Origin of the sequence: Novosphingobium sp. P6W (assembly GCF_000876675.2) — a bacterium.
Taxonomy (GTDB): Bacteria; Pseudomonadota; Alphaproteobacteria; order Sphingomonadales; family Sphingomonadaceae; genus Novosphingobium.
Genome location: NZ_CP030352.1, coordinates 531852 through 558819, shown reverse-complemented (window position 1 = coordinate 558819; position 26968 = coordinate 531852). Strand labels below are relative to the sequence as shown.

The window sequence follows — 26968 nt, the reverse complement described above, 5'->3', positions numbered from 1 at the left end:
GCGTGAAGATGGCTGGTAAATTCAAGTTTCTGGGCGGGGCCGCTCTGGCGTTCCCGGCTCTGCTGTTCGCCCCCGTGGCCATGGCGGACGATGAGGCCGCCGAACGCGCGGAAATCCAGGTCCTGGGCCATCCCGACCCCGAAGGCCTGCTGCCCGACCAAACCGCGCCCAAGGCGGTCAGCGCCATCTCGTCTGACTTCATCGTCAAGCAGGCGCCGACGCTGAATGCGTTTCAGCTGGTCAATCTGCTGCCCGGCGCCAACGTTTCCACCACCGATCCTTACGGATTGTCGGCCAATTCCAGCCTGACCCTGCGCGGGTTGGGGCAGGACCAGATCGGTGTGGTGATGGAAGGCGCGCCGCAGAACGACATCGGCTATTATGTCGCCTATCCCTCGCAGTTCGCCGATGCCGAGAACGTGCGGCAGGTGACGCTGTCGCAGGGCACCGCGGATATCGACGCCCCGGTAGTCGCCGCAGCGGGCGGCCTGCTGTCGCTGACGCTGGACGATCCCAGGCCGGAGACGGGCGGGCTGGTCAATCTCTCGGTGGGTTCCTACGCCGAGCGGCGGATTTTCGCGCGGCTGGATACCGGCACGATCGGGGCCACGGGGCTGAAGGCCTTCGTGTCCTATTCCAACAACCGGGCGGACAACTGGCGCGGCGCGGGCTTCGACAAGCGCCAGCACGTCGACGCCAAGCTGCTGCGCGAATGGGGCGATGGCAACCGCGCCAGCATCTCGGCATCCTACAACGATGCCAGCACCTCGACTTATCCCAGCCCGACCATGGCGGAATGGAAGGCCAGCGGGCGCGGCTTCAACTTCGACAAGCGCTACACCGCCGGCAACACCAATTACTGGCGCTTGTACCGCAGCCCGTTCCGCAGCCTCTATTTCGCCGCCCCGCTGCACCTGAAGCTGAGCGACACGCTGACATTCGACAGTTCCGCCTACCTTCAGTTCGGCCACGGCAACGCACCCTACGGCACCCAGTTGGCTACCACCGGCAACTACCTTGGCACCGAGGAACTGGCGCAGCCGGTCGCGCTGCCCGGCGCCGTGGACGGTGTGGCAACCGTGCTGGGCAACTATACCGGCAAACAGCGCCGCGTGGGCGATGTCAGCAAGTTCACCCTTCAGGCGGGCGCCCACCGGATCACGGCGGGGGTCTGGTTCGATTACGGCACCGACCGCGTGACCCAGTCCTACACCTCGATCGGCGCCGATGGCCGCCCGGTCGACGAGTGGGGCTATCAGGGCAAGGCGATCAAGACCGCCGATGGCCGCCTGCTCGCCTATGAAAACGCGCGCACGGAAACCGTGACCAAGGCCTTCTTCCTGGCCGACAGCATCACGCTGACGCCGCGCCTGGGCGTGGACATCGGCTTCAAGGGCGTGAGCGTGCTGCGCAATGGCCGCAATTACCTGCCCGGCCCGCAGTCGAAGATCGACGCCGACAGCTTTGCCGCCCTGCCCCGCGCCGCCGTGCATTACCAGCTGGACGAGCGCCAGCAGCTGTTCGCCAACATCACCACCAGTTTCCGCACCCCCAACGAGTTCTCGCTTTACGACAGCTATTACGGCGGCGAGGTGGTCAGCCGGGGCACTACCACGCTCAAGAACGAATATTCCGTCTCGCAGGAACTGGGCTACCGCTACATCGGCCCCAGCCTGTCGTTCTCGCTGACCGCCTTCCACTACCACTTCCGCAACCGGCAGGTGGCGACGGTGATCGACAGCGGCGGCGCGCTGGTCAATTCGACGATCAATGCCGGCAGCCAGACCTCCTACGGCCTCGACGGCGAGATCGACTATCGGCCCGCGAAGGGCGTCAGCGTCTATCTTTCGGGCGAATATCTGCACGCGCGGCTGAACGACGACCTCGCCGTCGGCGGCGACTTGCTGCCGACCAAGGGCAAGCACGCGGTCGCCGCCCCGACCTTCCAGTTCGGCATGGGCAGCACGTATGACGATGGACGGCTGTTCGGCAGCACCGCGCTGAAATACGTCGGCCGCCAATACGCCACGTTCACCAACGACGAGAGCATCAAGGGCTATGCCACGCTCGACCTGTCGATCGGCGTGCACCTTGCCGGGCTGATCGATGCGCAGCGCATGGACCTGCGGCTCAATGCGATCAACGTGACCAACCCGCGCGTGCTTTCGGGCGTGCAGACGGTCACCACCAATGCGCTCGATACGGTCGGGCGCGGCGGTACGGTGATCGCCGGTGCGGCTCCGGGGTACTACGTGGGCAGCGGCCGGGCGTTCGTGGCGACGCTTTCGCGCGCCTTCTGATGGTGAGCGCGCAGGATCACCGCGTACATGGCATGGGCACCGCGCTGGAGGCGCCGACATGGCCCGCCATCACCGCCGCCGAGGCCGAGGCGATCCTTGCGCGCTTTCCCGCAGCCGGGGCGATGACCGCCCTGCGCTGGCATTCGCCGCGCCCGTTCTCGGCTGCAGCGCTGGTGGAGACGGAAGGCGGCACCTTCCTGCTCAAGCGCCATCACCGGCAGGTCCGAACGGCGGCGGCGCTGGCGCCGGAACATGCCTTCATGGCCCATCTGCGCAGCGCCGGACTTTCGGTGCCGGAGGTCATGCTGACGGACGAATGCTGCGGCGCTACGGAAAACGGCGACTGGACATACGAACTGCACCGCAGCGCGCCGGGGCTGGACCTCTACCGCGACCGGCCATCCTGGACGCCGTTCCTTTCCCACCGCCACGCCCATGAAGGGGGCGCCGCGCTGGCACGGCTGCATCTTGCCGCGCGCGGTTTCGATGCAGGCCCGCGCGGGGACCATCCGCTGGTCGCCAGCTTCACCATCCTGCCCGCGCCCGATCCACTGGCGGCAGCGCAGGCTTATGTCGCGGCCCGTCCGGCGCTGGCGGCCTTTCTGGCGGGCGAGCCGTGGCACCAGGAACTGGCGCGCCTGTTCGCCGCGCTGGGCGCCGGCCTCTCCCCGCAACTGGCCCGCCAGCCCACGCTGTGGACGCACGGCGACTGGCACCCCTCCAACCTTCTGTGGTCGCAGGAGGGCGAAGACGCGGGCACCGTGGTCACCACCTTCGACTTCGGCCTGGCAGCGCAGACCTGCGCGCTACACGACCTCGCCACCGCCATCGAGCGGACCGCCATTCCCTGGCTCGAACCCGATCACACCCCTGCCGATGCGCAGGCCGCGCTGGCGCTGCTCGCCGGTTACCACACGGTACTGCCGCTGAGCCGCGAGGACGTGGCAACCACGATAGCCCTGCTGCCGCTGGTTCATATCGAGTTCGCCCTGTCGGAAGTCGATTACTTCGCCGGTATCCTGGCCGATCCCGATCAGGCGGCGCTGGCGTGGCAAGGCTATCTCATCGGTCACGCCGACTGGTTCCTGTCGCCTGCGGGACAGGACTTTCTGGCGCAAGTCAGGAACGGCGCGCACGCACACAAGGAGCCGAACGCCTGATGTCGCTTCTGGAAATCATCGCCGTCGCCATCAGCTTCCTCGGCATCTGGCTGACCGCGAAACGCCGGCTGCTGTGCTGGCCGGTCAGCCTGCTGGCCTGCGCACTGTACTTCAAGCTGTTCCTCGACGTGCGGCTCTATTCGGACATGGTCCTGCAAGCGCTGTTCGGCGTCGCGATCCTGTACGGCTGGGCGGCATGGTCGAAAGGCAAGGGCGATGACGGAACCGTCGCGGTAAGGCCCCTCAGCCCCCGGCAGGCCGGCGCCGGCATGGCGGCAGGCGCGCTGGGCGCCGCCGCGATAGGCTGGTTCACCAGCCACCATACCGACGCCGCGCTGCCATGGATGGATGCTGGGCTGAGCAGTTTCAGTCTGGTCGCCCAATACTGGACCGCCCGGCGGCAGGCGGCCAGCTGGTTGCTGTGGATTGCGGTGGACGTGCTCTATGTGGGAATGTTCGTATTCAAGGGCCTGTGGCTGACCGCTGGCCTTTACGCAGCGATGATCGCCCTTGCCGTGATCGGCTACAGGCGTTGGCGGCAGGCGGCGGCTATGTCCGTTCCGGTTTAGAGAACACGCCATTTCCGCAGCGGTGATGCCGGATCGAGCAAGGGGGGTAACCTTCCCGGGCTGCCCCCTCACTCGGCCACCTGTCAGCCCGGCGCGGTGCCCGGCTGGAATTGAATGGGCAGGCGCTCACGCTCGAAGGTGATCGTCTTGATCCTGGCATCCACGCCGCGCACCACTTCAGCGGTCAGGTCGTTGGCGAAGTTGCCGCCAAGGACCGTACCGCGATCAAGGACCAGCCCGCACTTCTTCTGGCTATAGACCTGGGCCACGACAGGCTGGGTCTCGGCGGCGATGCGTTCCATCGCCTTGGCGCGGGTCGCCTCGATCTCGCGGTTGTTGTGCTGCACTTTCACCTGAAGCGCCTGCCAGCGCGCGGCAAGCGCTTCGCGGCGGGATTTGCTCTGCGCGTTGTCGGGCTGACCCTGCAGAGCCTTGGCCTCCGCTTCCAACGGACGGACTACGCTCGACATCGATCTCGGCCTGCGCGGTGCGCGCCAGTTCCTTAAGCCGCGCCGTCGCCGCCTTCCCGATAGCCCCATTGGCGAACACCGCCTCACGCGAAAGCAGGCAGATGCCCGGGATGACCGGACCGCCCAGCGGCTGGGCTGCGGCGGGCGCCTGCGCGGCGGCGCTGGTGGAAACGAGGCCAAGCGCAGCGCTGGCGGCAAGAATGGTCATCTTCATGGCTCAGACTTTCTCTGCAACGAGCAGTTCATCACTGACGACGCGGGCATCCCCGGGCGTTGTCGGCGCGGCCTCCTGTCGGCGGGCGCGGCGCACCAGCAGCGCCTGGAAGCGCTGCAGCGAGCCGAGGTGAAAATGGACGAGGGCCAGCCAGCCCTTGCGGTGCCAATCGAGCACCACGGCATCGTCCAGCTTGGCGAAACGCTCGGCATCCACGATCTGGAAACCCTCGACCCCGCGGCGCGCACCATCGGGAAGCACCACGTCAGCGCGCTGGTCGATCAGAAGATCCTGTTCCCGCAGGGCTTCGGTAAAGGCCCGTGTGGCGGAGGCGTCCATCTGGAAAGCCTCGCAGAAGTTCAGCGCTTGGCGCGTGAATGCGGTCGGCTCATCATTCTCGAACAGGGCGGTGCCTTCCTCGCCCTCACGCCCGAAGCGCGGCGAAGACGTGTCGATCGCAAGGGCATAGCCCTCCGGGTTAACGGTAGCGATGAACCCGAACGGATAGCGGCGGACATAGGCGGGGACATAGGCGTCCTCGTCCCAGAGGCCCTCGTCCACGAAGAGGTTCGCCTGCTCGATGCCGGTGACGACGATGGGCTGTGCGTCATCTTTGGCAAACACCACCGGATAGGTCGAGGCGGCTGCCGCGATCTCGCTGGCTACGATCGGCACGAAAGCCGCCTGCGCTGCAAAGGCTACGTCGCCGCCGCGCAGCCGCCAGTCGCCGTGAGCCGCCAGAGACAGGAGTTCGGGCGCCTTGTAGAACATCGGCAGCGGTACTTGTGTCGTCATGATTGTCGTCCTGGAAGAAGGGTATGGTAAAGGTCAGGGCTGCGTGCCGAAGCCGAGCAGCCTGACGCTGACGATGACGGGAATGTCGGCAGGCTTGGGGCGGACACGTTCCGCCATCTTGGCTACTTCGGCCACCACCGCACTGGTGGCGCTGGAGGCGGTGGTAAGCGCGGCGGTGTTGACGACCGGCGGGAGTGGAATGCCCCGCGCTTCACCCTGCACCTGGATATTGGCGGCGTTGAGCACCTGAAGCGCGGCCAGATTAACGTTGCCCGAGACGCGGATGCCAGCTTCGCCCGCGTCGATCACGCCCAGCGGCGCGATCAGGTCGATATCGCCTGGCGGGATCTCCGGGATCGGGTTGAGCGTTGCGATGCCCGCGCCGGTATTCTGCGTGGGCGGCGACAGGGTAACATTGCCGTAGACGTCGTAGACCCGGCGCGGCGGCTGGTAGACGGCGGTGCTCTTCGAACCGCGACCCGCGTTGATGTCCCCCCGCACCGACCAGATGAACAGGTCGCCGCCGAAAGTCGTGAACACGCGGCTCTGGCCCAGCAGGACGGAGTTGAGCGAGAAGATGTCGATGTCGCCCGAGCCCAGGCTGAGCACGCCTGCAGTGGATGGCGGCACCACGCTGCCCACGCCGATCAGCGTCTGGCCGCCCGCCACCATCAGTTCCACGTTTCCGCCAAACAGCGTGCGCACACCCGAGCCACCGAACATGGTGAGATCGCCTGTGTAGGAGATCGCCTCTCCATTGGCGTTCTTTTCCGGGAACAGCACCGATATCGCATTGCGCCCGCGCAGGTAGCTGGAGAACCGGGGGCTTTCCGGCTCGTTGTATTCCCGGCCGCCGGCCTTCAGTTCGTCATAATAGGCCAGGCGGACAAAGATGCCGCGTTCGATCGGCGAAAGCGCATCGAAATACGCCAGCGCAGCTTGCGGACTTTCTGCCTTGTAGCCGTACCGATCGCTCAGCCATGTGGTGAGTTCGGCGTCGTAAGTATGGACGACTTTGCCCTCGTTGTTCGGGTGGACCAGCGGGAACGCCGGATCAGCCCGATTGGCGGGGTTGAGGTAGAGGGATGCAAAGGCGTCATAATTCGGACCACCGGCACCGACCCCCGTCAGAACGGAGATTCCAGCGCCGCCGTTGCGGGTTTCCGGCGTCAGGTTGAATAGCGGACCGAGGCTGGTGAAGCGGCCGCTATCGCCCTGATAGACGTTGCGCCCTGCCTCCACGATCAGGTTGCCCGGGCCTGCCACGGTCATGTTGCCATAGATGATGTCGCGGCCAGCCGATATCAGGGTGATGTCGCGCGGATCGTTATGGACGACCAGACCCGCCGTGCGGAAAGCCCCCCCGAAGATCTGTGTCGAGCCGCGGCAGTCCACCGGCCCGGTAAGGCCGCAACCGATGGCAGGCACGGTGCCGAAGTTGATGATATCGCGTCCCGCCCGGATCGTCGCCGAACCTGAGCTGATGTATTGCGGCGTCAGACCATCCCAGGTCGTCATGCCGAACGCCATGCGATAGATATCACCTTCCACGGCGTAGAATAGCGCGGGGTCCTTGCGCCCGTTCAGGAGCGTGCCAGTGGCCGTGTCAGGCTGGAAAGCAAGGTTGCTGCCAACTGATCTGCCCCCACCGAGTGGACCGTTTGGTTTGTTAGTGGATTAAGCCCATCGCCGCCATATCCGGACGGAGGTGGAGCGAAGCGGAACCGGAGGCCGGATATGGCGGTGTCGCCGTTTCCGGTGCCGGTGGTCGGTCTCCCAGACTGCTATGCGGGCGGACGGTGTTGTAATGCCGCCGCCAAGCTTCGATCAGCACCTTGGCTTCGGCGAGGCTGTAGAAGATCTCGCCGTTGAGCAGTTCGTCGCGAAGCGACCCGTTGAAGCTTTCGTTATAGCCATTCTCCCATGGTGATCCCGGCGTGATGTAGAGCGTCTTCACGCCGATCTGCCCCAGCCATTGCTGGACGGCGGTCGCGATAAATTCGCTGCCATTATCGGACCGTATATGTGCCGGAGGGCCGCGCGAGATGAACAGGTCGGCTAAGGCCGCCAGAACATCCTCATGCCTGAGCCGACGCGCCACGACGAGCGCCAGGCACTCCCGGCTGGCCTCATCGATGATGGTCAGGATGCGGAACTTGCGGCCATCATGCGTGCGCCCTTCGACGAAGTCGTAGGCCCATACATGTCCCGGATATTCCGGCCGCAGGCGGATGCACGATCCGTCATTGAGCCATAGACGCCCGCGCTTTGGCTGGCGCTGCGGGACTTTCAGTCCTTCACGCCGCCATATCCGCTCGACACGTTTATGGTTCACCGTCCACCCTGCATGGCACAGCAACGCCGTGACCCGGCGGTAGCCGTAACGACCATATTGCTTCGCCAATGCAATGATGTCCTCGGTCAGTGCCTGTTCGTCATCTGCCCCGCGCGGCATCTTGCGCTGCGTCGATCGATGCTGACCCAGCACCCGGCATATCCGTCGCTCGGATACCCGGACTGGCAGATCCCGTCGTACCTGATCGATGCAGCGCCGCCGCCGCGCGGGGCTCAGAAGTTTCCCCGTGCAGCCTCCTGCAGGATCAGCTTGTCCAGCGTCAGGTCCGAGATCGCCCGGCGCAGCCGCTGGTTCTCCTTCTCCAGATCCTTCATCCGCCGCGCCTGATCGGTCTTCAGCCCGCCATATTCCTTGCGCCACCGATAATAGGTCTGCTCGCTGACCGCGATCCGCCGGCATGCCTCGGCAGTCGAGGCTCCCTGCGCTAGCACAATCTCAACTTCACGCAGCTTGCCGATGATCTCTTCCGGCTTGTGCTTCTTGCTCGGCATTCAATGCCCCTTTCATGGTCCAGACTATCATAGTCTCTGGGCCACTCAGCGGGGGGCAGATCAATAATTCTCGCGCATGCAGGTATCGGCGACCGCCCTGTCAGCGGCATGTTTCACACCGACAAGATCGGCAACGCTCCCGGTCAGCTCCAGCAGCTTCTGGGCCTGAAGCTTACACAACTTCCCGGCGACGTGGTCGTACTCAGCTAAAGCAAAATCCGACCTGTTAAAGTCGCATGCGGTTTTGCTCAGCGGCAAAATGCTGGATCATCATGTCGGCATGAGTGGTTCGCGCAGAGTTATTTGTTTGCGAGAATGGCTCAAATTGGCCGACGCCGCCCAGAGGTTGGACTGACTGGCATCCCAATTTAGATTGGTTGCGTTTCGGCTTGGCGTCGGCGTGAGGACAAACTCGTCAGATTGCCTTGAGCTTGGCACTGCCAATGATGTCACCGCTGGGCGCATCGTGGTTTTGATTGTCCTGTGGCTCCAAAGTGATCGCCATGGTCGCCTCGTCGACCAAAAGACGGCGCAAACCGGGCGATGGCGACAAGGATATCCGATCCGTTCCGATGAGGAGGCCGAGCGAATGAGGCTTGCCCTTCGCGTCGATGACCCAAAGTTCCAGCGCCTTCTGACCTTTCGCCAGCTCCTCGACCCGCAGTTCCAGAATGCCCTCGCGATCTCGATATAACGCCGTAAGTAGCGGCGTGCCGGTCGCGCTGGTGATCTGAGCGACGTGATTATCCTTGAAGGCAGTTTCTGCGAATTCTCCGTTGCCTGTGTTTTGGCGCTGCCCAAGAGAGAGACCAAGCGCCAATGCCAGGACGACGCTTGCAGCCGCCGCGAACAAGGCTCTGCGACGCCAGGTTACCGTTTCGGCAGAGACCTCGGGTTCGGCATCGGCGACGGTGCCGCCCAGGGATGCGTCGATCCGCGCCCAGATCTTCTCGTCGAGCGGTTCGGTAGGCAAGCTTTCGAGCCATCCGTCGGCTAGCCGCTGCCAGCGCTTCACTTCGCCCGCGAAGGCTTTGTCTTCGAGCTGTCGCTGCAGTGCGGATAGCTCTTGTGCGCCGTCGAGGAAGCCCAGTGCCAGTTCGGCAGCCATGAGTTGGGCTTCGATGGGAAGGGACCCGTCAGTCATGGTCCATCCTGCCCCTGAGGAGTTGCAGGGTGCGGCGGATGCGGCTTTTGACGGTGCTGAGCGGCAGTCCCATGGATTCGGCTAACTGGGCATAACTCAGCCCTTCGAAGAAGGCCTGGCGGATTTCGTTTTCCTGGACCGCGGGGAGATTGCCGAGCAGTTCGACCGCCTTGGCCTCGAGGTCTTCCCGGATCATCCGGTCCTCTATAAGCTCGGCGTCGTCAGGCACCAGAAAAATGGCGCCGTCATCACTCGGCAATGTCCGGCGCTGGCGCGCACGATACCAGTCGATGGCCGTGTTGCGGGTGATCGCGGTCAACCACGCCATGCCCTCCGCCCGCGCGGGATCGAACCCCGGCGCCCGGTTCCAGACCTTGATGAACACTTCCTGGAGGACATCTTCGGCACCGCTGCGGTTGCCGGTAACGTGCATGGCCAGGGCAAGCAGTTTCCCGCCAGTCTGAAGATAGACCCGGTGCAGCGCTTCGCGATCACCTTTGCCTACCGCCACCAGGAGTTGGGACAGCCCAATATCGTGACGCTTGCCGGTCATCTAACGCGCCACCTCCCTTGTTGTTATTCTTTGGGTTCGACCCGTGCGGGCAATCGGGGCTTAGAACTTTCAGTCGTGAAAAAAGTTCCTAAGCCTCGGATAAATATCTTTTTACATGCCGATGCATCCGCGTGCTCGCCGCCGTCGTAATACATCTGCAAGCGTCGGAAACAGGCGTGAGCGGGAATGCGTATCGGAAGTAGCTATTCCGTAGTCAGCTTCCAGTTTGTTGATTCAGCTACAGACAGTGGGGATGCTTCATGAATTCAGTGATCGTTCAACGCCCGGTGACCGGGTGCGCCTCCGTTCACGCCCGGCTGCGCCTTGGCAGCGGCCTGATACCGCTGGCAGTGGGGCTGCTGGGTATCGCCTTGCCCGCCCACGCCCAGAACGAATGCGGCGTGTCACCGGCTGAAGGCGGGACGGTCACCTGCAGCGCAGATGGCAACCCCTACGCGAACGGCATTTCCTATGCGGCGCAGCCCAACGACCTGACGGTCGCCTTGGATGACGGCGTCGCCATCGCCACGACTGCGGCGAACACGCCCGGTATCGTCATGAGCGCCGCAGGCGCCAACGCGATCGCGGTTTCCGGATCCGGTGCATCGGTCACCACCAGCGGCGCCAATGCCAATGCGGTCGATGTGGCCAGCCTTGGCGGTCCCGTCTCGGTGACCATCGGCAATGTCGCCACCTCGGGTTCACTCGCAGGCGGTGTGCGTGCCATCGGCGGCCTTAATGGCGATGTCACCGTCGCCACCGGCAACGTCACCACCACCGGCCTGGACGGCAGCGACTTCTTCTTCCTGCCCAACTCGACCGGCATCACCGCAACGGCGGCCGGAACCGGCGATGTCACCGTGACCTCCGGCTCGATCGACACGGCCGGCATTGGCGCACGCGGCGTCAGTGCAAACGCAGCGGCGGGTAACGTTTCGGTCACCACCGGACCTGTCACCACCACCGGCGGCAACGCCATTGCCGTGGCCGCCAACAGCGACACCGGCAACGTCACCGTCAACGCCACCGGAGCCCTCACCACCAGCGGCGACGGCGCGAAGGGCGTCTATGCCACGGCCCGCGACGGCAGCGCGGCAGTGACCACTACCTCGGTCGCCACCACCGGCTTCAACGCCGCCGGCATCCAGGCGATCTCGGGCGCGGGCGGCACCACTGTCGATTTCGACGATGTCTCCACCGCCGGTACTTTGTCGACCGGCGTGGTCGCCGGCTCGACCGGGGGCAACGTTACCGTCAACGGCGGTTCGGTCACTGCGACCGGCCAGGTTTCCTCGGCGATCTACGGCTACTCCGACACCGGCACGGTCAACGTGACCACCACCGGCAACGTCGCCTCCACCGGACGCGGCGGCTACGGCATCTACGCAGCTTCGGGCGGTGACGTGACCGTTTCGGCCAACAACGTCTCGACCGTCGCCGCAGACCCCGCCGACACCGCGACTAGCCGCAGCGCGATCTATGCCGAGGGCGCCAACGCCAGCGTGACCGTCACCGGTACCGCCATGATGGCAGGGCAAGCCCTCTACAGCGGCCCCGCCGATGCCATCACCGTCATCGCCACCGACGGTAACGCCAGCGCCAACGTCAACAACGTCACCTCGACCGGTGTCGGCAGCGATGCCGTGAACGTCGCGGCGACCGGCATGGCGCTGATCAACGTCAACGGCGCAGTCTCGACCACTGGCGACAACAGCTACGGCCTCTATGCCCGCGGCGATGACGGGGCGACCGTCACCGGTGCCGGCTCGGTCACCACCAGCGGCGCCAATGCCAATGCGGTCGACGTGGCCAGCCTTGGCGGTCCCGTCTCGGTGACCATCGGCAATGTCGCCACCTCGGGTTCGCTTGCGGGCGGTGTGCGTGCCATCGGCGGTCTTAATGGCGATGTCACCGTCGCCACCAGCAACGTCACCACCACCGGCCTGGACGGCAGCGATTTCTTCTTCCTGCCCAACTCGACCGGCATCACCGCAACGGCGGCCGGAACCGGCGATGTCACCGTCACCTCCGGCTCGATCAACACGGCCGGCATTGGCGCACGCGGCGTCAGTGCAAACGCAGCGGCGGGTAACGTCTCGGTCACCACCGGACCTGTCACCACCACCGGCCGCAACGCCATTGCCGTGGCCGCCAACAGCGACGCCGGCAACGTTACCGTCAACGCCACCGGAGCCCTCACCACCAGCGGCGACGGCGCGAAGGGCGTCTATGCCACGGCCCGCAGCGGCAGCGCGGCAGTGACCACCACCTCGGTCGCCACCACCGGCGAAAACGCCGCCGGCATCCAGGCGATCTCGGGCGCGGGCGGCACCGCCGTCAACTTCACCGATGTCTCGACCGCCGGTACTTTGTCGACCGGCGTGGTCGCCGGCTCGACCGGAGGCAACGTCACCGTCAACGGCGGTTCGGTCACTGCGACCGGCCAGGTGTCCTCGGCGATCTACGGCTACTCCGACACCGGCACGGTCAACGTGACCACCACCGGCAACGTCGCTTCCACCGGACGCGGCGGCTTCGGGATCTACGCCGCCTCTGGCGGTGACGTGACCGTTTCGGCCAACAACGTCTCGACCGTCGCCGCAGACCCCGCCGACACCGCGACCAGTCGCAGCGCGATCTATGCCGAGGGCGCCAACGCCAGCGTGACCGTCACCGGTACCGCCATGATGGCAGGCCAGGCCCTCTACAGCGGCCCCGCCGATGCCATCACCGTCATCGCCACCGCCGGTAACGCCAGTGCCAACGTCAACAACGTCACCTCGACGGGGGCCACCTCACGCGCGCTCAGCGTCACGGCTACCAACAATGCGACGGCGCGTGTTACCGGGCTTGTTTCCACCACCGGAACCGGCGCCGATGCGGTCTTCGTCGATGCCGGCAACCTGGCGCGGGTCGATATTGCGAGCACTGGACGGATCACCGCGGCCAATGGCAATCTGATCACCGCCAGTTCGGTAAACGGCACCACGATCAACAATGCCGGTGTGCTGGGTTCGGCCCAGAACGGTTATGCGATCGAGGTTCTGGGCGGCCCGGCAACCATCAACAACACCGGCACCCTGAACAGCGATATCCAGCTGACGGCCGGCAACGACACGGTCAACAACGCCGGCCGGTTCGTCCTTGTCGAAAACCCGAACTTCGGTGCGGGCGCCGACGTGTTTAACAACCGCGGCACGGTGGCCCTTGCCAGCGGCCGTACCACCCCTGCGGCGGTCACTTTCACGGGGCTGGAGCAGTTCAACAACTCCGGTCTAATCGAGCTGCGCGACGGCGTGGTGGGTGACCGGGTGACGATCCCGGGCTCGTTCGCCGGATCGGGAGCATCGCAGCTCGGCCTGGATGCCAATCTGGGGACGGCGGCTTCGGATCGCCTGATCCTGGGCAATGCGGCCACCGGCAGCACCACCATCCTGCTGCGCAACACCGGCTCGCAAAGCCTGTTCAACCCCGGCACGGTGCTGGTGCAGGCAGGCGCGGCATCATCGGCCAATGCCTTCACTCTGGGCGGCGCGGACGGTGCGATGGACGCCGGCCTGGTGCGCTACCAGGTCGTCTACAACCCGACCAACTTCTCCTACAGCCTGGTCGGCGGGCCCAGCGATGCGGCCTATCGCACCCTCAACTACGTCGAAGGCGTGCGCAGCGTCTGGCTCAAGTCGGCCGATGCCGTCAGCAGCCAGTTGCAGGCACGCCGGGACCAGCTGTGGGCCGAAGGTGAAGCTGGAACCAGCGGCAAGGTCTGGGGCCAGATGTACGGCTCGGTCGAGAACCGCGACAACGGCGGCGATTTCACCGCCTTCGGCGCGACCCGCTCGGTCAACACCGGCTACCAGCAGGACTACTTCGGTGGCCAGCTGGGCATCGACTTCGGCGGCGGCAGCGGCGAGCGCGGCGGCTTTGCCTTCGGCGTGACCGGCGGTTACCTGTCGTCCTCATTGAACTTCGACCGGTCCGCCGACCGCATCCGCTTCGACGTGGTCAACGTGGGCGTGTACGGCAGCTTCACCTCGGGCAACGTGTTCGTGAACGGGCTTGCCAAGTACGACTACTACTGGGCCAAGGCGAAGAGCACCGGCGGCGGCTTCGACACCAGCCTGAACGGCGATGCCTACGGCGGGCGCGTGGAAGCCGGCCTGCGCTTCGGCAGCGACACTTTCTTCGCGGAGCCGGCGGTCAGCCTGTCCTACGTGAAGACGAAGTTCGACGACTTCGCCTCACAGGGCACGTCGGTCGACTTCGACGACCAGGCAGGCCTGCGTGGCCGGGCTGGGGCCCGCATCGGCACCCAGTTTGACATGTTCGGCTCGAAGTCGTCGATCTATGCCGGAGCCAACTACGTCCATGAGTTCAAGGGACGTGACCGGGTGACGTTCGCCAGCGGCGGCCAGACCCTGTCGTATCTCAACAACCGCGTGGGCGACTATGGCGAAGCCAAGCTGGGCATCGAAATCGGCCAGCCTGGCGGCGTCAGCGGCTTCATCGAAGGACAGTACACCCGCTCCTTCGACAACAATGCCGCCCGGCGCTCCGACATCGAAGGCGCTGGCGGCCGCGCCGGCCTGCGTATTCGCTTTTGATCTCCCGGGGGCATTGCGCATAAGGCTTGCGCAATGCCTCCGCACGGATGTCTGACATGACCCTACCCAATCCCGACGAAACGATCGTGCCCACGGTGCGGACCTCGGTTTCGCCGGGATTGCCGGGATGGTTGCTGGCGAACGCGGCGTCGTTCGCCTTCACCTCCTACCAGACCGGCCAACTTTTCCTGATCGGCGTGATGCCGGACGGGAGCATCTCGCTCAACCAGCAGAACTATGCGCAGGCGATGGGGCTGTCCGCCCAGGGCGGGCGGCTTTATCTTGCCAGCAAGTTCCAGATCTGGCGGCTTGAAAACATGTTGCAGCCGGGAGAAGTCGGCAACGGCTCGTTCGATGCGGTCTTCGTGCCGCGCAACGCCCAGACCACCGGCGATCTCGACGTACACGAACTGGGCGTCGATCGCGATGGCCGGGTGGTGTTCGTAAACACCAGCTTTTCGTGCCTTGCGACACTTGACCTCACACACAGCTTTCGATCGGTATGGAAGCCTCCTTTCGTTACGGCGCTGGCCCCCGGAGATCGCTGCCACCTCAACGGTCTGGCGATCGCGGATGGAGCGCCGGCCTACGTCACTTCCGTGGCGCGCTGCGACACGCCGGGCGGTTGGCGACAGCACCGATCCGACGGCGGCGTGCTTATCGACGTTCGCACCGATACCGTAGTCGCGGAGGGTTTTTCGATGCCACATTCGCCGCGCGTCGTCGGCGATAAGGTGCTACTCCTCGATTCCGGGCACGGCCTGCTTGTAGAGATCGATCCGGCCACCGCAGCACGGCGCGAAATCGCGTTTCTAACCGGCTTCATGCGCGGGCTGGCGATCCACGGTGACCATGCGCTGATAACGCTGTCCAAACCGCGAAACGGAACCTTCGCCGGGCTGCCTTTGGAACAGGCCCTCGATCAGCGCGGCTGCGAGGCGTGGTGCGGAGTTGCCATCGTGAACCTGTCGAGCGGGGCGATCGTCGAATGGCTGCGGCTCGAAGGAGACATCACCGAACTGTTCGACGTCGTGGCCCTGCCCGGCATACGACGCCCGATGTCGCTGGGAGTGGGGTCGCCCGAACTGATGGATACGATCACGTTTCGCGCATGACGCGGTAGCGTAGTGGATGCAAGCGCGGCTGAGCGGTCGTCAGAGACGAAGCATACTCTAGGCCGACGCGATAGATCGCCGGGCAGAACGCGCGGACCTTGTCCATGCGCCCGGCGAGGTGCCGCACGGCCGCGCCCGACAGGGCCGGCACGCTGGATGCGCCGGAGAGGAGGACGACACCGGCGTCTTTCGCCGCAGCCTCCAGCGCCTCGATGCCGCATACGAATTCGCGGCTGTTGGCGATGTCGATATAATGAACCCCGGCGGCGATGCAGGCTCTGGGAATGGCGTGGTCCATCGCCTGGAACGGGCCTGACGCATCCACCACCACGGGTCACAGGATGCAGCGGGCCTGTTCCGGCGTCGGTATCCAGCAAGCGGACCTGCGTCCGAACAACCGGTAGCGATGCCGCGCCACCCAGCGATAGACCGGATCGCGCGCCCAGCGCGGCACGATCCGCAGCACGGCCAGCGCATTCCACGGACGATCGAGCCCCGCCCATATGGCCAGCACCGCATCGCTGTCCCGCAAGGCCCTGTCGCCGTCCACCACGATCATCGTTTCCGGATTGGCAGGGTCGATCCCGAACCGGCGATAGAGCGCGGCTCCCGCCTCGCCCTGCATCGACGCCAGCCGGAATCGTCCGGCCCGGTCGTGCCGCAGCACGAAGGCGGCGTTGGCGGAGCAGAGCACGCACATCGCGTCGAACACGATGACCGGGCTGGCGCCGCCGCTGACAGAAGCGACGGTCATGCCGCTTCCACGGCGGGCCTAGCCATCTGAAGATCGTCCTCCAGGCCCAGTGGCCGCAGCGGGTTGCCCACCAGCCCACTCACCATCGACGCTTGTATGGCGGTGGCCGGCCACAGCTTCGACAGCGGGCCGACCAGCCGGTCGCGGATCAGCGGCAGCAGGCGGCTGTCGGATTGATAGACGGGGGTGAACAGCGCGGTGAGCCATTGATACGTCAGAACGTGGCGGCGGCGCAGCCGGATGCCGTGCCGAACCCCTTCGTCGACGCTCTCCGCTTGGTCTAGTCCGCGGGCCAGCGCCCAGGCGTCAAGCAGCGCCATGTTGGCCCCTTGCCCCAGCTGCGGACTGGCGGAATGCCACGCATCGCCGATATGGACCAGCGCCGGTTCGGCCGGCGAGGACAAGGTGCGATGCGCGTATCGCGCGAAAGTCAGCTGGCCCGGATCTGTGATCTGGCCCAGCAGCGCCGCGCAATCGGGCCAGAGCGCGGCGACCTTGGCCTTCCACGCCGCCAGCCCGGCCTCGCGCCAATCGTCCAGCCGATCCGCGCGGAGCGACCAGAAGAAAGCGGCCTTGGGCACAGTCGCGCCCGGTGGTGTTCCGATGGGCAGCACGCCCGCCATGATGCTCGCCCGGTCGTAGCGCTGGGCAAGGGCGTGGGGATCGAAACCGGCACCCTCAGGCCAGTCGAGGCTGGCCCATAGCGCTCCATAAGCCAGTTCCCGGCCAGTCGGCGCAGCCAGCGGCGTGCGCGTGCCCAGCGCGTCCACCACGAGATCGTAGGGGGCGCTCGTCTGCCCATCGGCAAAGCGCAACGCGCGTTTGCTGCCCAGCAGCGCACTACCGGCCAACGTGCGTCCGGAGTTGAGGGGAATGCCTGACCGCAGGACGGCCTCATGCAGGACCGCGAACAGGCTGGCGCGGTGTATTCCGATGCCGAAGGTGTCCGGACGGCGCAACGCAGCGTAATGCACGTCGAGCACGACCCGCTTGCCCGCCATCCCGAACAACCGATCAACGCGCGCACCGCGTGCCAGGACCGCATCTAGCAAGCCGAGCCTGGCGAGGACCGCCATCCCCGTGGGCTGGATCATCAGTCCGGAACCGATAGGCTGGGGCGCCTCGAACCGCTCGAACAGGGTAACGTGATGCCCTGCACGGTGAAGCAGCAGCGCAGCCGCCAACCCGCACGGCCCACAGCCGGCAATCGCGATGTTCAGCCCCCGCATTCCCGCTGCCTAGCCCAGGACGCGGATCGGTCCAATAGGGAGGGCGTAAATAGGCGATCGGGTCGATGCGCAGCACGGTCTGCGCCAGCAGCGTAAGCCGCGTGCCGCCGAAGCATATCTCGCGTGTCGCCGGTGACGACATACCCGGTCAGGTGCGTTTGTTGAGATGCCGATAGGAACTCACCTCTTCCACTGCCGGAGGTTGACGGGAAGCAGTGGTCAGCTTGCGATGGTGCAGAGTTCCGCGGGCGAAGATCGCTCGATCATGCCGAATGCTTCCATGCCGTCGAGAGCGTAGCGGACCCCGCCCTGCTGATTATGGAACCCATTCATGCCGGCATTGCCGAGATGGAAGGTACTGAGTTCGGTGGTCCCGGCGATCCGGGTGATCCCCACTTCGCTCTCGAGTTCCAGCGAGACGTCGTCGCCGCGTGGCTTGATGGTGCGCAGGAACGGAATGTTGCGCGCCTTGGCGGGGTACATCCGGCCATCCTGCACGATGTAGCCGATGTTGTAGCGATCGGCCTCGGTCTCGCCTTCCCGGAGCGGGTAGGCGATGTAGCCGAAGGCCCGGCCGTCGGGAAACAGGCAGGACTGCCAGCAATGCCCCCGAAAGGCAGCAAGCGGACGCACGCTCTGGCGGTGGATGCGCGAACCGACCGATGTGAATTCCCGCGTCGTTCCGTCAATCCTCAACGAGCCCGAGCCCCGGAACAACTGCTCGATACGATAGCCGTACCCCATTAGTCCGGCATCGGTGCGCTGTTGCTCAGTCATGCCCTCGAGCATTTCCTGGCGGTAGTCCTGCACCCAGGCGGGCGCGGCCATCGTCAGTTCAACCTCGTAGGCGACCGGGATACGCGGATGGTCGTAGGGCCCGCCATCGGCGTAGATGCCGAAACTGCGGTCGATCTGCTGCCCGACACTGCCCGCGTAGACCTCGCCCTCGTAAGCGACCCGCCATTTTCGAAACGGCTCGATGCAGGTGAAGCTCAGGGGGCCGACGCCAAGCACGTCGGCGCGGCCGTTGCCGCCGATCGAGGGGATCGTGTCTGCGCGCGTGCTTTCACGCAGGACGCGGCCATCGGGAAACGCGAAATTGCAATCATAGCGATGGCGATCCCAGACCGCCCCCTGTGCCTCGATGCCGTTGCGCGGAAACGCGAAGGCGCCGTTTTCCTCGAACAGCCAGAACGAAGTGCTCTCGCGCATTTCCGGGTCCTGTGGCCGGCCCGGGAACATGTAATCGAGTTCGGGCGGCAGGCCGCCGGTCATGTCGGACGGGTTGGTCATTGCATCACCTCTTCCTTGCGCATGTCACGTGATACCGAAGCGTTCGGAGTAAAACTGGAAGCGTTCCCGCAAGGCACCTGCCTCGAAGCCGAATTCGGCCATGTCGGTTCGTTGATAGCCGGCATCGCGCGGTGTGTTGCATCGCCAGGCCTCCATGCGCGCCCTGGCCTCGGCCCCCAGCGTCTCGCCCGCGAAGGCGTAGAGGTCTTCGATGATCGGGAAGGGATCCAACTGGAACGGAGCGAACTGGATGTCGAAGAACCTGCCACCGTTGCCGGCTTCGCGAAAGGCGATCATACGCCGCATGCCCAGTTCGCAGAAGTCGGCGGTCTGCCGCCCGATGGCCACAAGGTCGACTTCATCGGCGTAGGCCTTGTGCAATTCGAGATAGAGGTCGGCGACCGACGGCAGCACGCTGACGATCTCGCGATGCGTCATGACGAAGCGCGCGTCAGGGAAGACCTCGTCTAGGGCGTCGATGAACAGCGTGTGCGACGGGTTCTTGAGGCGCCAGCGATTGGGCGGACAACGCCATTGCAGCAGCTTCAGCACCCGCTTCACATAGCGGTATGTGGGAACGAGGTCAGCCTCGTGGTTGAGCCATTCGACATAGTCGGGAACGTGGGCGAAGGCCTGGAACAGCTGCGACTTGAAGTCGTGCCCCATCAAAAGCTGGTCTTCGGTCGGCGAGGTCGCGGTGCTGGGGAGCATGGCGGTCATGCGCGGAAACAGTCGTGCGCGGCGCTCCATGGTCTCCTGCGCGCGCGCCAGACGGGGGTCGTTGCCGAGCGTGGCGGCATCTGGCGGCGGGCACGGGGCCATGCACTCCCAGTTGCGCAAGGAGCGTACCTCGGGATCCTCGCCCAGCAGGCAGGCCAGCGCCGTCGATCCGGTTCGCGGCAACCCGAGGCAGATCAGCGGGGCCACGATTTCCTGCTCGTCGATCTCGGGATGCCGACGATACCAGTCCTCGACCTGCAGCCGCTGCGACAGCATGTCGACGATCTGCATTTCCATCGAAGCCGTCCCGACCGCGTTGAGCCCGGCTTGCGCCGAGAGTGCCTTGACCAGGACTTCCAGCCCTTCCCGGAAACTGTCGTCGCCGAAAGCGGCTAGCTCCGTCTGCAGGCAGGCCCGTTCCATCAGCGCGCTGGCACTTTCCATCCCTCCACCTCCTTGCTCTTTGCAGCGACTATCCACGCGGTTGGACGGGCGGCAACGCGGCCGAGGACTGAATTGAGGACATAAGAATGCTTTCATGCCATGATCCGATCATGGCAAAGGTGGCTGCGTTATCCTCACCGGGTCGATCAGGGGCGTCCGGGCCGATTGAGCAGGCGCACGAAAGGCGAATCGAGGCATGCCTGGTGACCCGCTTCGGCGAGGTATCCATCGTGGCGGAAGAGTGGGCCGACACCATCGAGACGGTGGGAAGCAACGCGTGGCATCACCTGCAACTCTCGCTGTTCTCCTCAAGCCTCGAGGCGATGGGCCGCTATGCCGACCACTGGCCGGCAAGGCGGTTCGAACGTGTCGGCGCGCTGTTCCTGGTCCCGGCGCACCACAAGGTGCACATGCGCAGCGCGTGCCGGGTGCAGCGCTCGATTGTCTGCCGGCTCGACCCGGACGCGATTTCGCCGTGGCTGGCTCCAGACCTGGACTGGAGCGATCGCCAGCTTGTCGAGGGGCTCGACATCTCGAATTCGGCCGTCCGCAGGCTGATGTGTCGAATTTCCGATGAGATGCACAATCCCGCATATGCCAGCCAGAGCCTGATCGAACTCCTGCTGGCCGAGATCGGGATCGAGCTTTCGCGCTACTTCCTAGCGCTCGAGGACGTGCCCGCAGCGGGCGGACTGGCGCCCTGGCGTCTGCGGCGGATCGACGAATTCCTCGCTCGCAACGCCGCTGGCGCGACACTCGCCGACATGGCCAGCCTGTGCAACTTGTCGGTGCGCCATCTGGCGCGGGCGTTCCAGATCAGCCGTGGTTGCACTTTGGGGGACTACATGGTGGCGCAAAAAATCGAACAGTCCCGCAGGATGCTGAGCGAGGGGATGTCGGTGAAGGAAACCGCCCATGCCATGGGCTTCACCGTCGCCTCCAACTTCTCGGCCTCTTTTCGGCGCTCGACCGGTGAAACGCCAAGCCAGTACCAAAGGCGTGCCATGCCGGGCCAGCAGGGACCTGTTCCATCGCCAAAGGGCGCGCCCTGAGCACCCCGGCGCGGACCCGGCATCCAACCGGGGACGAACAATCGCCGCCTTCTTCCGTCTCGTCGTAGAGCCCTATCCACTCAGTGCAGGCCGGCCCTCATCGGTTACAACTCTGCAGCAGCGGGAAGCGACAGGGTGGCTGCCAAACCACCGTCAGATCCAGCCCCCAATGTCAGCCGCCCTCCATATAATCCCGCCAACTCGCTCACGATCGCAAGACCGAACCCATGGCCATCGCCGTGTTCGTCAAGCCGGACACCGGGGAGGACTATGCGGGCCCGCTCGCTTTCGGGAATGCCATCTCCGTCATCGGTGATAGTGATCAGGATCCGGCGGCGATCCGTCAGATCGCGTACCGCTTCCACGCGCACAAATGCTCGCGCATGGCTTGCGGCATTATCGAGCAGGTTTCCGATCAATTCCTGTATGTCATGAAGATCGACGGCGACGGCGAGATCGGGGTTTACCCGAGCATCGATCGTCAGCGTTCGGCCGGCATGCATCAGCCGAACCGTTCCGACCAAATCGGCGATAGCGGGTGCGAGTACCGTCGAACTGCGGCGATCGACAGCTTCGGCGCGGGCTCGCCCGAGATGGTGGCGGATGATGCCGTCTATTCGTTCGACTTGCGCGATATTGACAGGCTGGTCCCGCACACCGAGCGCCAACGTTGCGACCGGTGTCTTGAGCGCGTGCGCCAGGTTGGCCGCTGATTGACGTGCCGCTGCGAGCGTTCGTGCGTTATCCTTTGTCAGAGCGTTGAGTTCGAGCGCCAGAGGGCGAAGCTCGGTGGTCTGCTCTTCATCGACTTTTTCGCGCGCACCGCTGCGGATGGCAGCAACCTGATCGCGCAGCCGGCGGACCGGCCGCAAACCCAGGTGCAACTGGACCAGTGCGGCGGTCATCAGCATCGTTGCCAGAACGGCCAGCGTCGCCAGCAGCGGCGTCAGCGCCGCCCGGATCGGGCGGCTGACGACATCGCGCGGCGCGGCTGCGGTCAACGTCACTGTTCCCCGTTCGGTCTGGATGTTCAGCTTGCGGGCATGGACGCCGGCACCATCGTGGCGAGCGCCATCGAGCGAGTGAAGGCGCCGCTCATCGGCGCCGGGCGGTTCGGCTTCAGGCCCGCCTGGCGGCGGCGGGCCAGGCCGTCCCACCGCCAGATCCGGAAAATCGGCGGACCCGATCGCGCCATCGGGCCCGACGATCCGCCAACGCCAGCCGGGGCTCGCATCGAAGCCGCCGAGCCGCTGGTCCAGCAGCCGCGTGTCAATCCGGCCATCCTTGCCAACCGCGCTGGCCATCAGCGTGATTTCGGAATCAAGCCGCTGGTCCAGCCCACCGATGACAAACCGCTCGAGCACGCCGGTAATCGCCCATCCCGCGACGAGCAGCGCCAGCAGCGTCGTCATGCCCGACAAGAGCAACATGCGCATATGTAGCGAGCGGGGAATCATCCTCACCGGATCAACCCTCACAGACCAATCGATAGCCTCGGCCGCGCACCGTTTCGATCAAGCCGGCGCCGATCTTCTTGCGCAGGCGACCGATAATCACCTCAAGACTGTTCGAATCGACGTCGGCATCGCCTTCGTAGACGCGTTCGAGTAGCTCCAACCGTTCTATGATGGCTCCTTTGCGAAGCATGAGCTGCGATAGCACGCGCCATTCGAAGGCGGTCAGTTTGATCGGAAGGCCGTCCAGTTCGAACTGACCAAGCTGGCTGTCCAGCGCCAGTGGACCGCATTCCAGCCGCGGCTGAGCATGTCCTGCCGACCGGCGGATCAGGGCGCGCAATCGCATGACCAGTTCCTCGAACCGAAAGGGCTTGAGCAGATAATCGTCTGCGCCCGCCTTAAATCCCGCGACCTTGTCGCTCCACGCTTCCCGCGCCGTCAGGATCAGAACCGGAAGTGCGCGCTTGGCCGCACGCCAGCCCTGCAGGACGGAGAGCCCGTCCTTGCCGGGAAGCCCCAGATCGAGCACCGCCGCATCGTACAGTTCCGTCTCGCCAAGATGGCCGGCGTCGACGCCATTAGTGGCAAGATCGACCGCGAAGTTATCGTCGCGCAGCGCCTTGGCGATGGCCGGCCCCAGATCGGGATCATCTTCGACAAGCAGGATGCGCATCACTCATTCCTATGACCCGCGTTTAAACACTGGCTGAATGGAACGGTTCAGTGGGGGTGGTGGACGGCCCGGCTATTTCTTCTTCACACCCACGGAAGAAGAGGAATGATCAATGAAACTGAACTGGAATCGCAGCCTGGTCCTGAGCGGTGCGGGCCTGTTGGTGCTTGGCTTCACCGGCGGAGCGGGGGCGATGGCGCTCACGCGCCCGACTGTCGAAATGGCCCCGACCGTGCCTACGGCGATCGCCAAGCTTACAGGTAGCCGGGGCGTCGTCTCCGTCCGGGGCCGCGTGGCCGAAGTCTATGGCGATCGCTTCGTGGTCGCGGACTCAAGCGGGCGGGCGCTGGTCGATGCGGGCCGCAAGGGCGTCGATATGCAGAGAGGAAGTTCCATTCTCGTCCAGGGACGGTTCGAGAATGGCCAGTTGCATGCCCGTTATCTGATTGATGCGTCCGGTACGGTGCAGGAAGTGGGGCCTCGCGGGCCGCACAGCCTTGGTGAGGCACCGCCGCCGCACGGGCCGGGCGGTCCCCCGCCACCGCCAGCCGGCGGTCCGAACGCTCCGCCGCAGGCGTGCACGATGCCGCTGCCCCCGCCGCCGTGCGGAGCCGGCGCCCCGCCGCCTCCGGTCAAGACAGCGGCCACGGCCATCAACTGAGCAACGACGCGGGAGCCGGCGTGGCCGTCTCCCGCTTCGTCACGCACGTCGTATGATGGTTGATAGCCGAAACGCCGTTATCATATCGGGCTGCCGGGAAAGCAGGCTCTCGGCACCTCGGACGATCTGGCAGATGGGATGGATTACCTCGCCACCCCATGCATGATCGAGGGCGCATGGCTCTTGGCGTCCAGCACGATATAGCCCGGATCAAAGCCGCAGAACGCCTGCAATCCGGCCAGATCGTCGATTTCGATCAGCCCACCCTTGGCACGCAGGCCGAACTGGCGGCGCAGTTGCGCTAGCGTGCGGTTGGCGTGCTCCACCGACATCGCCGTGGCATTACCCAGGTGCATCTGCGTGAGCGGGCAGGTGAACACCCGCCCTTCGCCGTGCGCCTGCGATCCGCCTACCAGATGCAGCCGCTGTTCCAGTTCGCAGAGTAGATGCGCCATGCGGGTGGCGGCGTTGGCGCTGGCGACATTGGCGAACCATTGCCGCTGGATCGCTCCGCTCGCCATGGATTCCCACCATAGCGCGCGGCCCAGGCGCGGATGGGTGGACAACTCGTTCAACGTGCGCGCGGAGATGGCGGCGGCGCGGACGCGGTCGATCGCGACCGTCTCGGTGTCCGACACCATCCCCAACACCGCGTTGAATTCGCATATTTCGCCTGGCAGGTGCAGCGCCACGATCTGATTAGACCCATCGCGCATCTTCTTGCGGCGCATCGCCCATCCACCGACGATGACATGAATCTCGCTGTGCGGGGCGCCCAGTTCGACCAGGGCGCTGCCCGGCTCCACACTGCGCTGGTTGCGCTGGAGGATCGTATCCAACCACCGCCCGTCTTCCGCATTGACGCCGCGATGCCCCACGAGCTTGCGCGTAAGAAAGCTGGCGGGTTTGGGGAGGATAGGACGCTCGTTAACCAGCGTATCGACCGGATCATGCATGGTTACGCAACGCGCTGGGGGCGAATTGCGATGCACAGACATAAAAAATTGCATCGACCCACCGCGCGATGAACGCACTTCGCCCGTATCCATCTATGATCTCGATCATACCGGGAAGCGCCGAAAGCCGTACCCTGCGCCGACCGTCATCCCGATGAACGGACAAGCCCGCCCGCATTCCGCCGGGAAAATGCGACATGATCGAGATCATGTCCGCCGCCGTCCCGTCGCCCGTCCGACCGATCCGGCCATGGGATCGAAACGCGATGCCGGCCCGTTATCCCATTGTGACTGACATGGTCACTCCATGCACAACACGGAGTTGAATATGCCCCTTCTTTCAAGCCTTTTCGCCGATGATTCCAGCAGCTCGAACTCTTCGGACCTGATCTCCGATGTCACGGGTGCCCTCTCGGTGAACTTCAGCAACGAGAGCTTCAGCCAGGACATCGATGAGGACGGCTCGTCCTCGACTGACTACCAGAATACCGAGCTTGGCACCGATCTCGATATCGGTTCGATCCTCGGCTCGATGACCGACAGCTGGTCGGAATCGGACGGCGGCGATCTGCTTGGCTGATCCGGCTTCACAGCCAGCATAGGGAAAGGCCCTGCCCCCTGCTCCGGTGCAACGGAGCGGATGGCAGGGCCTTCCTCATGCACAACCCAGATCAAGACCAAGCCTGACCATCGGGGTTAACCATGGAACGAACTTCCAGCCAAAAGGTTCACTCACCGACCGGCCACACGCCACTCGCCAGATTACGAACGGGAGACGACGCTTGGACCGTGCCACCTCCGACGCTGCGCCTGACGTGATCGCCGCGCGGGTCGATCGTGCTACCTTGGCGCAGGGCCCCGGCAGCGACCTGGGCCTGTACGCAGCAACGCCGGGCGCTTTTCCCGCGATCACTGCCGCCAGCGCAAGCGCTGCATTGTTGCCCTCTGCAGCAGGTGCGCAGGACCAGTTCGCCGAAGCCTTCGCGTTTCGGGTTACACAAGGCGCGCCCGCCGCCAGCATCCACACCTCTGCCGCCGACGCCGGTAATGAGGCATTCGGCTCGCTTCAATCAGCCCCGCTCCTGCTTTCCGGGTCGTTTTCGGCGCCGACTTCCGGCATAGTCGCGCCCGATACCCTGGCCTTTGGCCATGGCGGAAATGCCGCCGTCCCCAGCGGCAGCATGGAACAGGTGCTGGTGCGCATGGACGCGCAGGGCGCCCTTGCCACGTCCACCACTGCGCAAGCGCAAGGCAGCGGCGACGGCATTGCAGGTATCGCCATCCATTCGCCTGCCGCCATGCTCGACGGCGCTCTCGTTGCTCCGGTCCTGTCCACCGCTCAGCAGGCCATCGACCTGTTGGGCACGGAGGCGCAGGCGACCCTCGCCAACGCTCTTGGCACCGCGCACGCCCTCGCCGCTTCGGTGGAGGCGCTGGCTGCCGGCCAGGTCACGGCGCTGAATGAAACGGTGGACCGTATCGGCGATGGCCTCGGCACCACGCTTGATGCCGTTGCGGCAACCGGCACGCAACTTATCGCGAACACCTCGGATGCTCTCGACAACACGGCGGCGGAGCTGACTGACACGCTCGGCACCGTTGCCGACACAAGTTCGCTGCTGGTATCGGACACCGCCGACACGCTCGCTTCGACAGTCGCGACCCAGACCGCCTCGCTCGGCCCGATCCTCGGCGGGGTCACCGACACGCTGGGCGATCTGGCCGGCAGCGATCCCGCCGGCGGCGTTTCCACGTTGACCAGCCTCGTTTCCGCCGCCGATGTCTTCGCCGTCAACGCCGATGCCGCGCCCCCCGAAATCGGCCTGGCCGATGGCCTGGGTCTTGGCGGAATGCTCGACAGCCTGGCGCCGCCCGCACTCGACGCGGTGCTGCTGGGCGCCGACGATCCCCTGCACGATGCGCTTTCGCACTTCGACGATCATCACCTGGGACTGGGCTGA

The 26968-nt window shown here is 65.1% G+C and carries 24 protein-coding genes; 10 read left to right on the top strand and 14 right to left on the bottom strand.

Going from position 1 to position 26968, the window contains the following annotated elements; translation table 11 throughout:
• Positions 1-8 precede the first annotated feature (8 nt).
• From TQ38_RS02755 to pnuC, 3 genes are read left to right on the top strand one after another with little or no spacing between them, the layout of a single operon-like run.
• Positions 9-2300, top strand: a complete 2292-nt coding sequence (locus tag TQ38_RS02755) for a TonB-dependent receptor (protein WP_043980296.1) — start codon at positions 9-11, stop codon at positions 2298-2300.
• Complete coding sequence (locus tag TQ38_RS02750; protein WP_043980294.1) at positions 2300-3460, top strand: phosphotransferase enzyme family protein; 1161 nt, start codon at positions 2300-2302, stop codon at positions 3458-3460. Before TQ38_RS02755 ends, TQ38_RS02750 begins: the two co-directional genes overlap by 1 nt.
• Positions 3460-4029 (top strand): nicotinamide riboside transporter PnuC, encoded by a 570-nt coding sequence (gene pnuC, locus TQ38_RS02745; RefSeq protein WP_043980292.1) that lies wholly within the window; start codon positions 3460-3462, stop codon positions 4027-4029. The genes TQ38_RS02750 and pnuC overlap by 1 nt, the downstream gene beginning before the upstream one ends.
• An 83-nt stretch (positions 4030-4112) precedes the next feature.
• Here the strand turns inward: pnuC and TQ38_RS30795 are convergent, their stop codons facing one another.
• The 6 genes from TQ38_RS30795 to TQ38_RS02715 all read right to left on the bottom strand — a co-directional run bounded on the left by TQ38_RS30795 (position 4113) and on the right by TQ38_RS02715 (position 10052).
• Positions 4113-4499 (bottom strand): OmpH family outer membrane protein, encoded by a 387-nt coding sequence (locus TQ38_RS30795; RefSeq protein ID WP_240197932.1) that lies wholly within the window; start codon positions 4497-4499, stop codon positions 4113-4115.
• A gap of 217 nt (positions 4500-4716) precedes the next feature.
• Positions 4717-5508, bottom strand: a complete 792-nt coding sequence (locus TQ38_RS02735; RefSeq protein ID WP_043976165.1) for a SapC family protein — start codon at positions 5506-5508, stop codon at positions 4717-4719.
• 33 nt (positions 5509-5541) lie between these two features.
• On the bottom strand, positions 5542-7026 hold the full coding sequence (locus tag TQ38_RS02730; RefSeq protein ID WP_162792198.1) for a filamentous haemagglutinin family protein: 1485 nt from the start codon (positions 7024-7026) through the stop codon (positions 5542-5544).
• A gap of 151 nt (positions 7027-7177) precedes the next feature.
• Positions 7178-8355 (bottom strand): IS3 family transposase gene (locus tag TQ38_RS02725; protein WP_113941878.1). Its coding sequence is split into 2 segments (ribosomal slippage): positions 7178-8091 and positions 8091-8355, totalling 1179 coding nucleotides; the frame shifts between segments, so codons are not numbered across the junction.
• A gap of 415 nt (positions 8356-8770) precedes the next feature.
• Positions 8771-9463, bottom strand: a complete 693-nt coding sequence (locus TQ38_RS02720; RefSeq protein ID WP_162792197.1) for an anti-sigma factor domain-containing protein — start codon at positions 9461-9463, stop codon at positions 8771-8773.
• Positions 9464-9491: 28 nt separating this feature from the next.
• Positions 9492-10052, bottom strand: a complete 561-nt coding sequence (locus tag TQ38_RS02715) for an RNA polymerase sigma factor (protein ID WP_043979218.1) — start codon at positions 10050-10052, stop codon at positions 9492-9494.
• 260 nt (positions 10053-10312) lie between these two features.
• Between TQ38_RS02715 and TQ38_RS02710 the strand changes: the two genes are divergently transcribed.
• Together TQ38_RS02710 and TQ38_RS02705 are read left to right on the top strand one after the other, a co-directional pair.
• Positions 10313-14653, top strand: coding sequence for an autotransporter outer membrane beta-barrel domain-containing protein (locus tag TQ38_RS02710; RefSeq protein WP_043979216.1), 4341 nt, complete (start codon positions 10313-10315; stop codon positions 14651-14653).
• A 56-nt stretch (positions 14654-14709) separates the two neighbouring features.
• Entirely contained in the window at positions 14710-15768 is a 1059-nt protein-coding gene (locus TQ38_RS02705) for a TIGR03032 family protein (protein WP_043979238.1), read from the top strand.
• On the opposite strand, the gene TQ38_RS02700 is transcribed toward TQ38_RS02705, so the two are convergent.
• The 5 genes from TQ38_RS02700 to TQ38_RS02680 form a co-directional block, all read right to left on the bottom strand.
• On the bottom strand, positions 15752-16096 hold the full coding sequence (locus TQ38_RS02700) for a hypothetical protein (RefSeq protein WP_205316065.1): 345 nt from the start codon (positions 16094-16096) through the stop codon (positions 15752-15754). The genes TQ38_RS02705 and TQ38_RS02700 overlap by 17 nt on opposite strands.
• Before the next feature lie 6 nt (positions 16097-16102).
• On the bottom strand, positions 16103-16522 hold the full coding sequence (locus TQ38_RS02695) for a thiol-disulfide oxidoreductase DCC family protein (protein WP_043979211.1): 420 nt from the start codon (positions 16520-16522) through the stop codon (positions 16103-16105).
• A complete protein-coding gene (locus TQ38_RS02690; RefSeq protein ID WP_043979209.1) occupies positions 16519-17751 on the bottom strand; it encodes an NAD(P)/FAD-dependent oxidoreductase in 1233 nt (410 codons plus the stop codon). Before TQ38_RS02690 ends, TQ38_RS02695 begins: the two co-directional genes overlap by 4 nt.
• A gap of 219 nt (positions 17752-17970) precedes the next feature.
• Positions 17971-19044 (bottom strand): hypothetical protein, encoded by a 1074-nt coding sequence (locus TQ38_RS02685; protein WP_043979208.1) that lies wholly within the window; start codon positions 19042-19044, stop codon positions 17971-17973.
• A gap of 24 nt (positions 19045-19068) precedes the next feature.
• Complete coding sequence (locus tag TQ38_RS02680) at positions 19069-20208, bottom strand: sulfotransferase (RefSeq protein WP_052505950.1); 1140 nt, start codon at positions 20206-20208, stop codon at positions 19069-19071.
• A gap of 203 nt (positions 20209-20411) precedes the next feature.
• Between TQ38_RS02680 and TQ38_RS02675 the strand changes: the two genes are divergently transcribed.
• Positions 20412-21260: an AraC family transcriptional regulator gene (locus TQ38_RS02675; protein WP_052505949.1), complete on the top strand. Its 849-nt coding sequence runs from the start codon at positions 20412-20414 to the stop codon at positions 21258-21260.
• Positions 21261-21364: 104 nt separating this feature from the next.
• Here the strand turns inward: TQ38_RS02675 and TQ38_RS02670 are convergent, their stop codons facing one another.
• The gene (locus TQ38_RS02670) at positions 21365-22261 is read right to left on the bottom strand and encodes an ATP-binding protein (RefSeq protein WP_240197931.1); all 897 of its coding nucleotides are present in this window, start codon (positions 22259-22261) and stop codon (positions 21365-21367) included.
• A gap of 42 nt (positions 22262-22303) precedes the next feature.
• On the opposite strand from TQ38_RS02670, the gene TQ38_RS30790 reads away from it, so the two are divergent.
• Entirely contained in the window at positions 22304-22702 is a 399-nt protein-coding gene (locus tag TQ38_RS30790; protein WP_240197930.1) for a hypothetical protein, read from the top strand.
• A 25-nt stretch (positions 22703-22727) separates the two neighbouring features.
• Here TQ38_RS30790 and TQ38_RS02665 read toward each other — a convergent pair whose 3' ends face one another.
• A complete protein-coding gene (locus tag TQ38_RS02665) occupies positions 22728-23390 on the bottom strand; it encodes a response regulator transcription factor (RefSeq protein ID WP_043979203.1) in 663 nt (220 codons plus the stop codon).
• 112 nt (positions 23391-23502) lie between these two features.
• Between TQ38_RS02665 and TQ38_RS29875 the strand changes: the two genes are divergently transcribed.
• Entirely contained in the window at positions 23503-24051 is a 549-nt protein-coding gene (locus TQ38_RS29875; RefSeq protein ID WP_052505948.1) for a hypothetical protein, read from the top strand.
• Between the two features lie 143 nt (positions 24052-24194).
• Here the strand turns inward: TQ38_RS29875 and TQ38_RS02655 are convergent, their stop codons facing one another.
• Positions 24195-25100 carry a Crp/Fnr family transcriptional regulator gene (locus TQ38_RS02655; RefSeq protein ID WP_082057918.1) on the bottom strand — a complete coding sequence of 302 codons (906 nt, stop codon included), beginning with the start codon at positions 25098-25100 and terminating at the stop codon, positions 24195-24197.
• A gap of 235 nt (positions 25101-25335) precedes the next feature.
• Here TQ38_RS02655 and TQ38_RS02650 point away from each other — a divergent pair, with 235 nt between their 5' ends.
• Together TQ38_RS02650 and TQ38_RS02645 are read left to right on the top strand one after the other, a co-directional pair.
• Positions 25336-25587 (top strand): hypothetical protein, encoded by a 252-nt coding sequence (locus tag TQ38_RS02650; RefSeq protein ID WP_043979200.1) that lies wholly within the window; start codon positions 25336-25338, stop codon positions 25585-25587.
• A gap of 202 nt (positions 25588-25789) precedes the next feature.
• Positions 25790-26968 carry a hypothetical protein gene (locus TQ38_RS02645; protein ID WP_043979197.1) on the top strand — a complete coding sequence of 393 codons (1179 nt, stop codon included), beginning with the start codon at positions 25790-25792 and terminating at the stop codon, positions 26966-26968.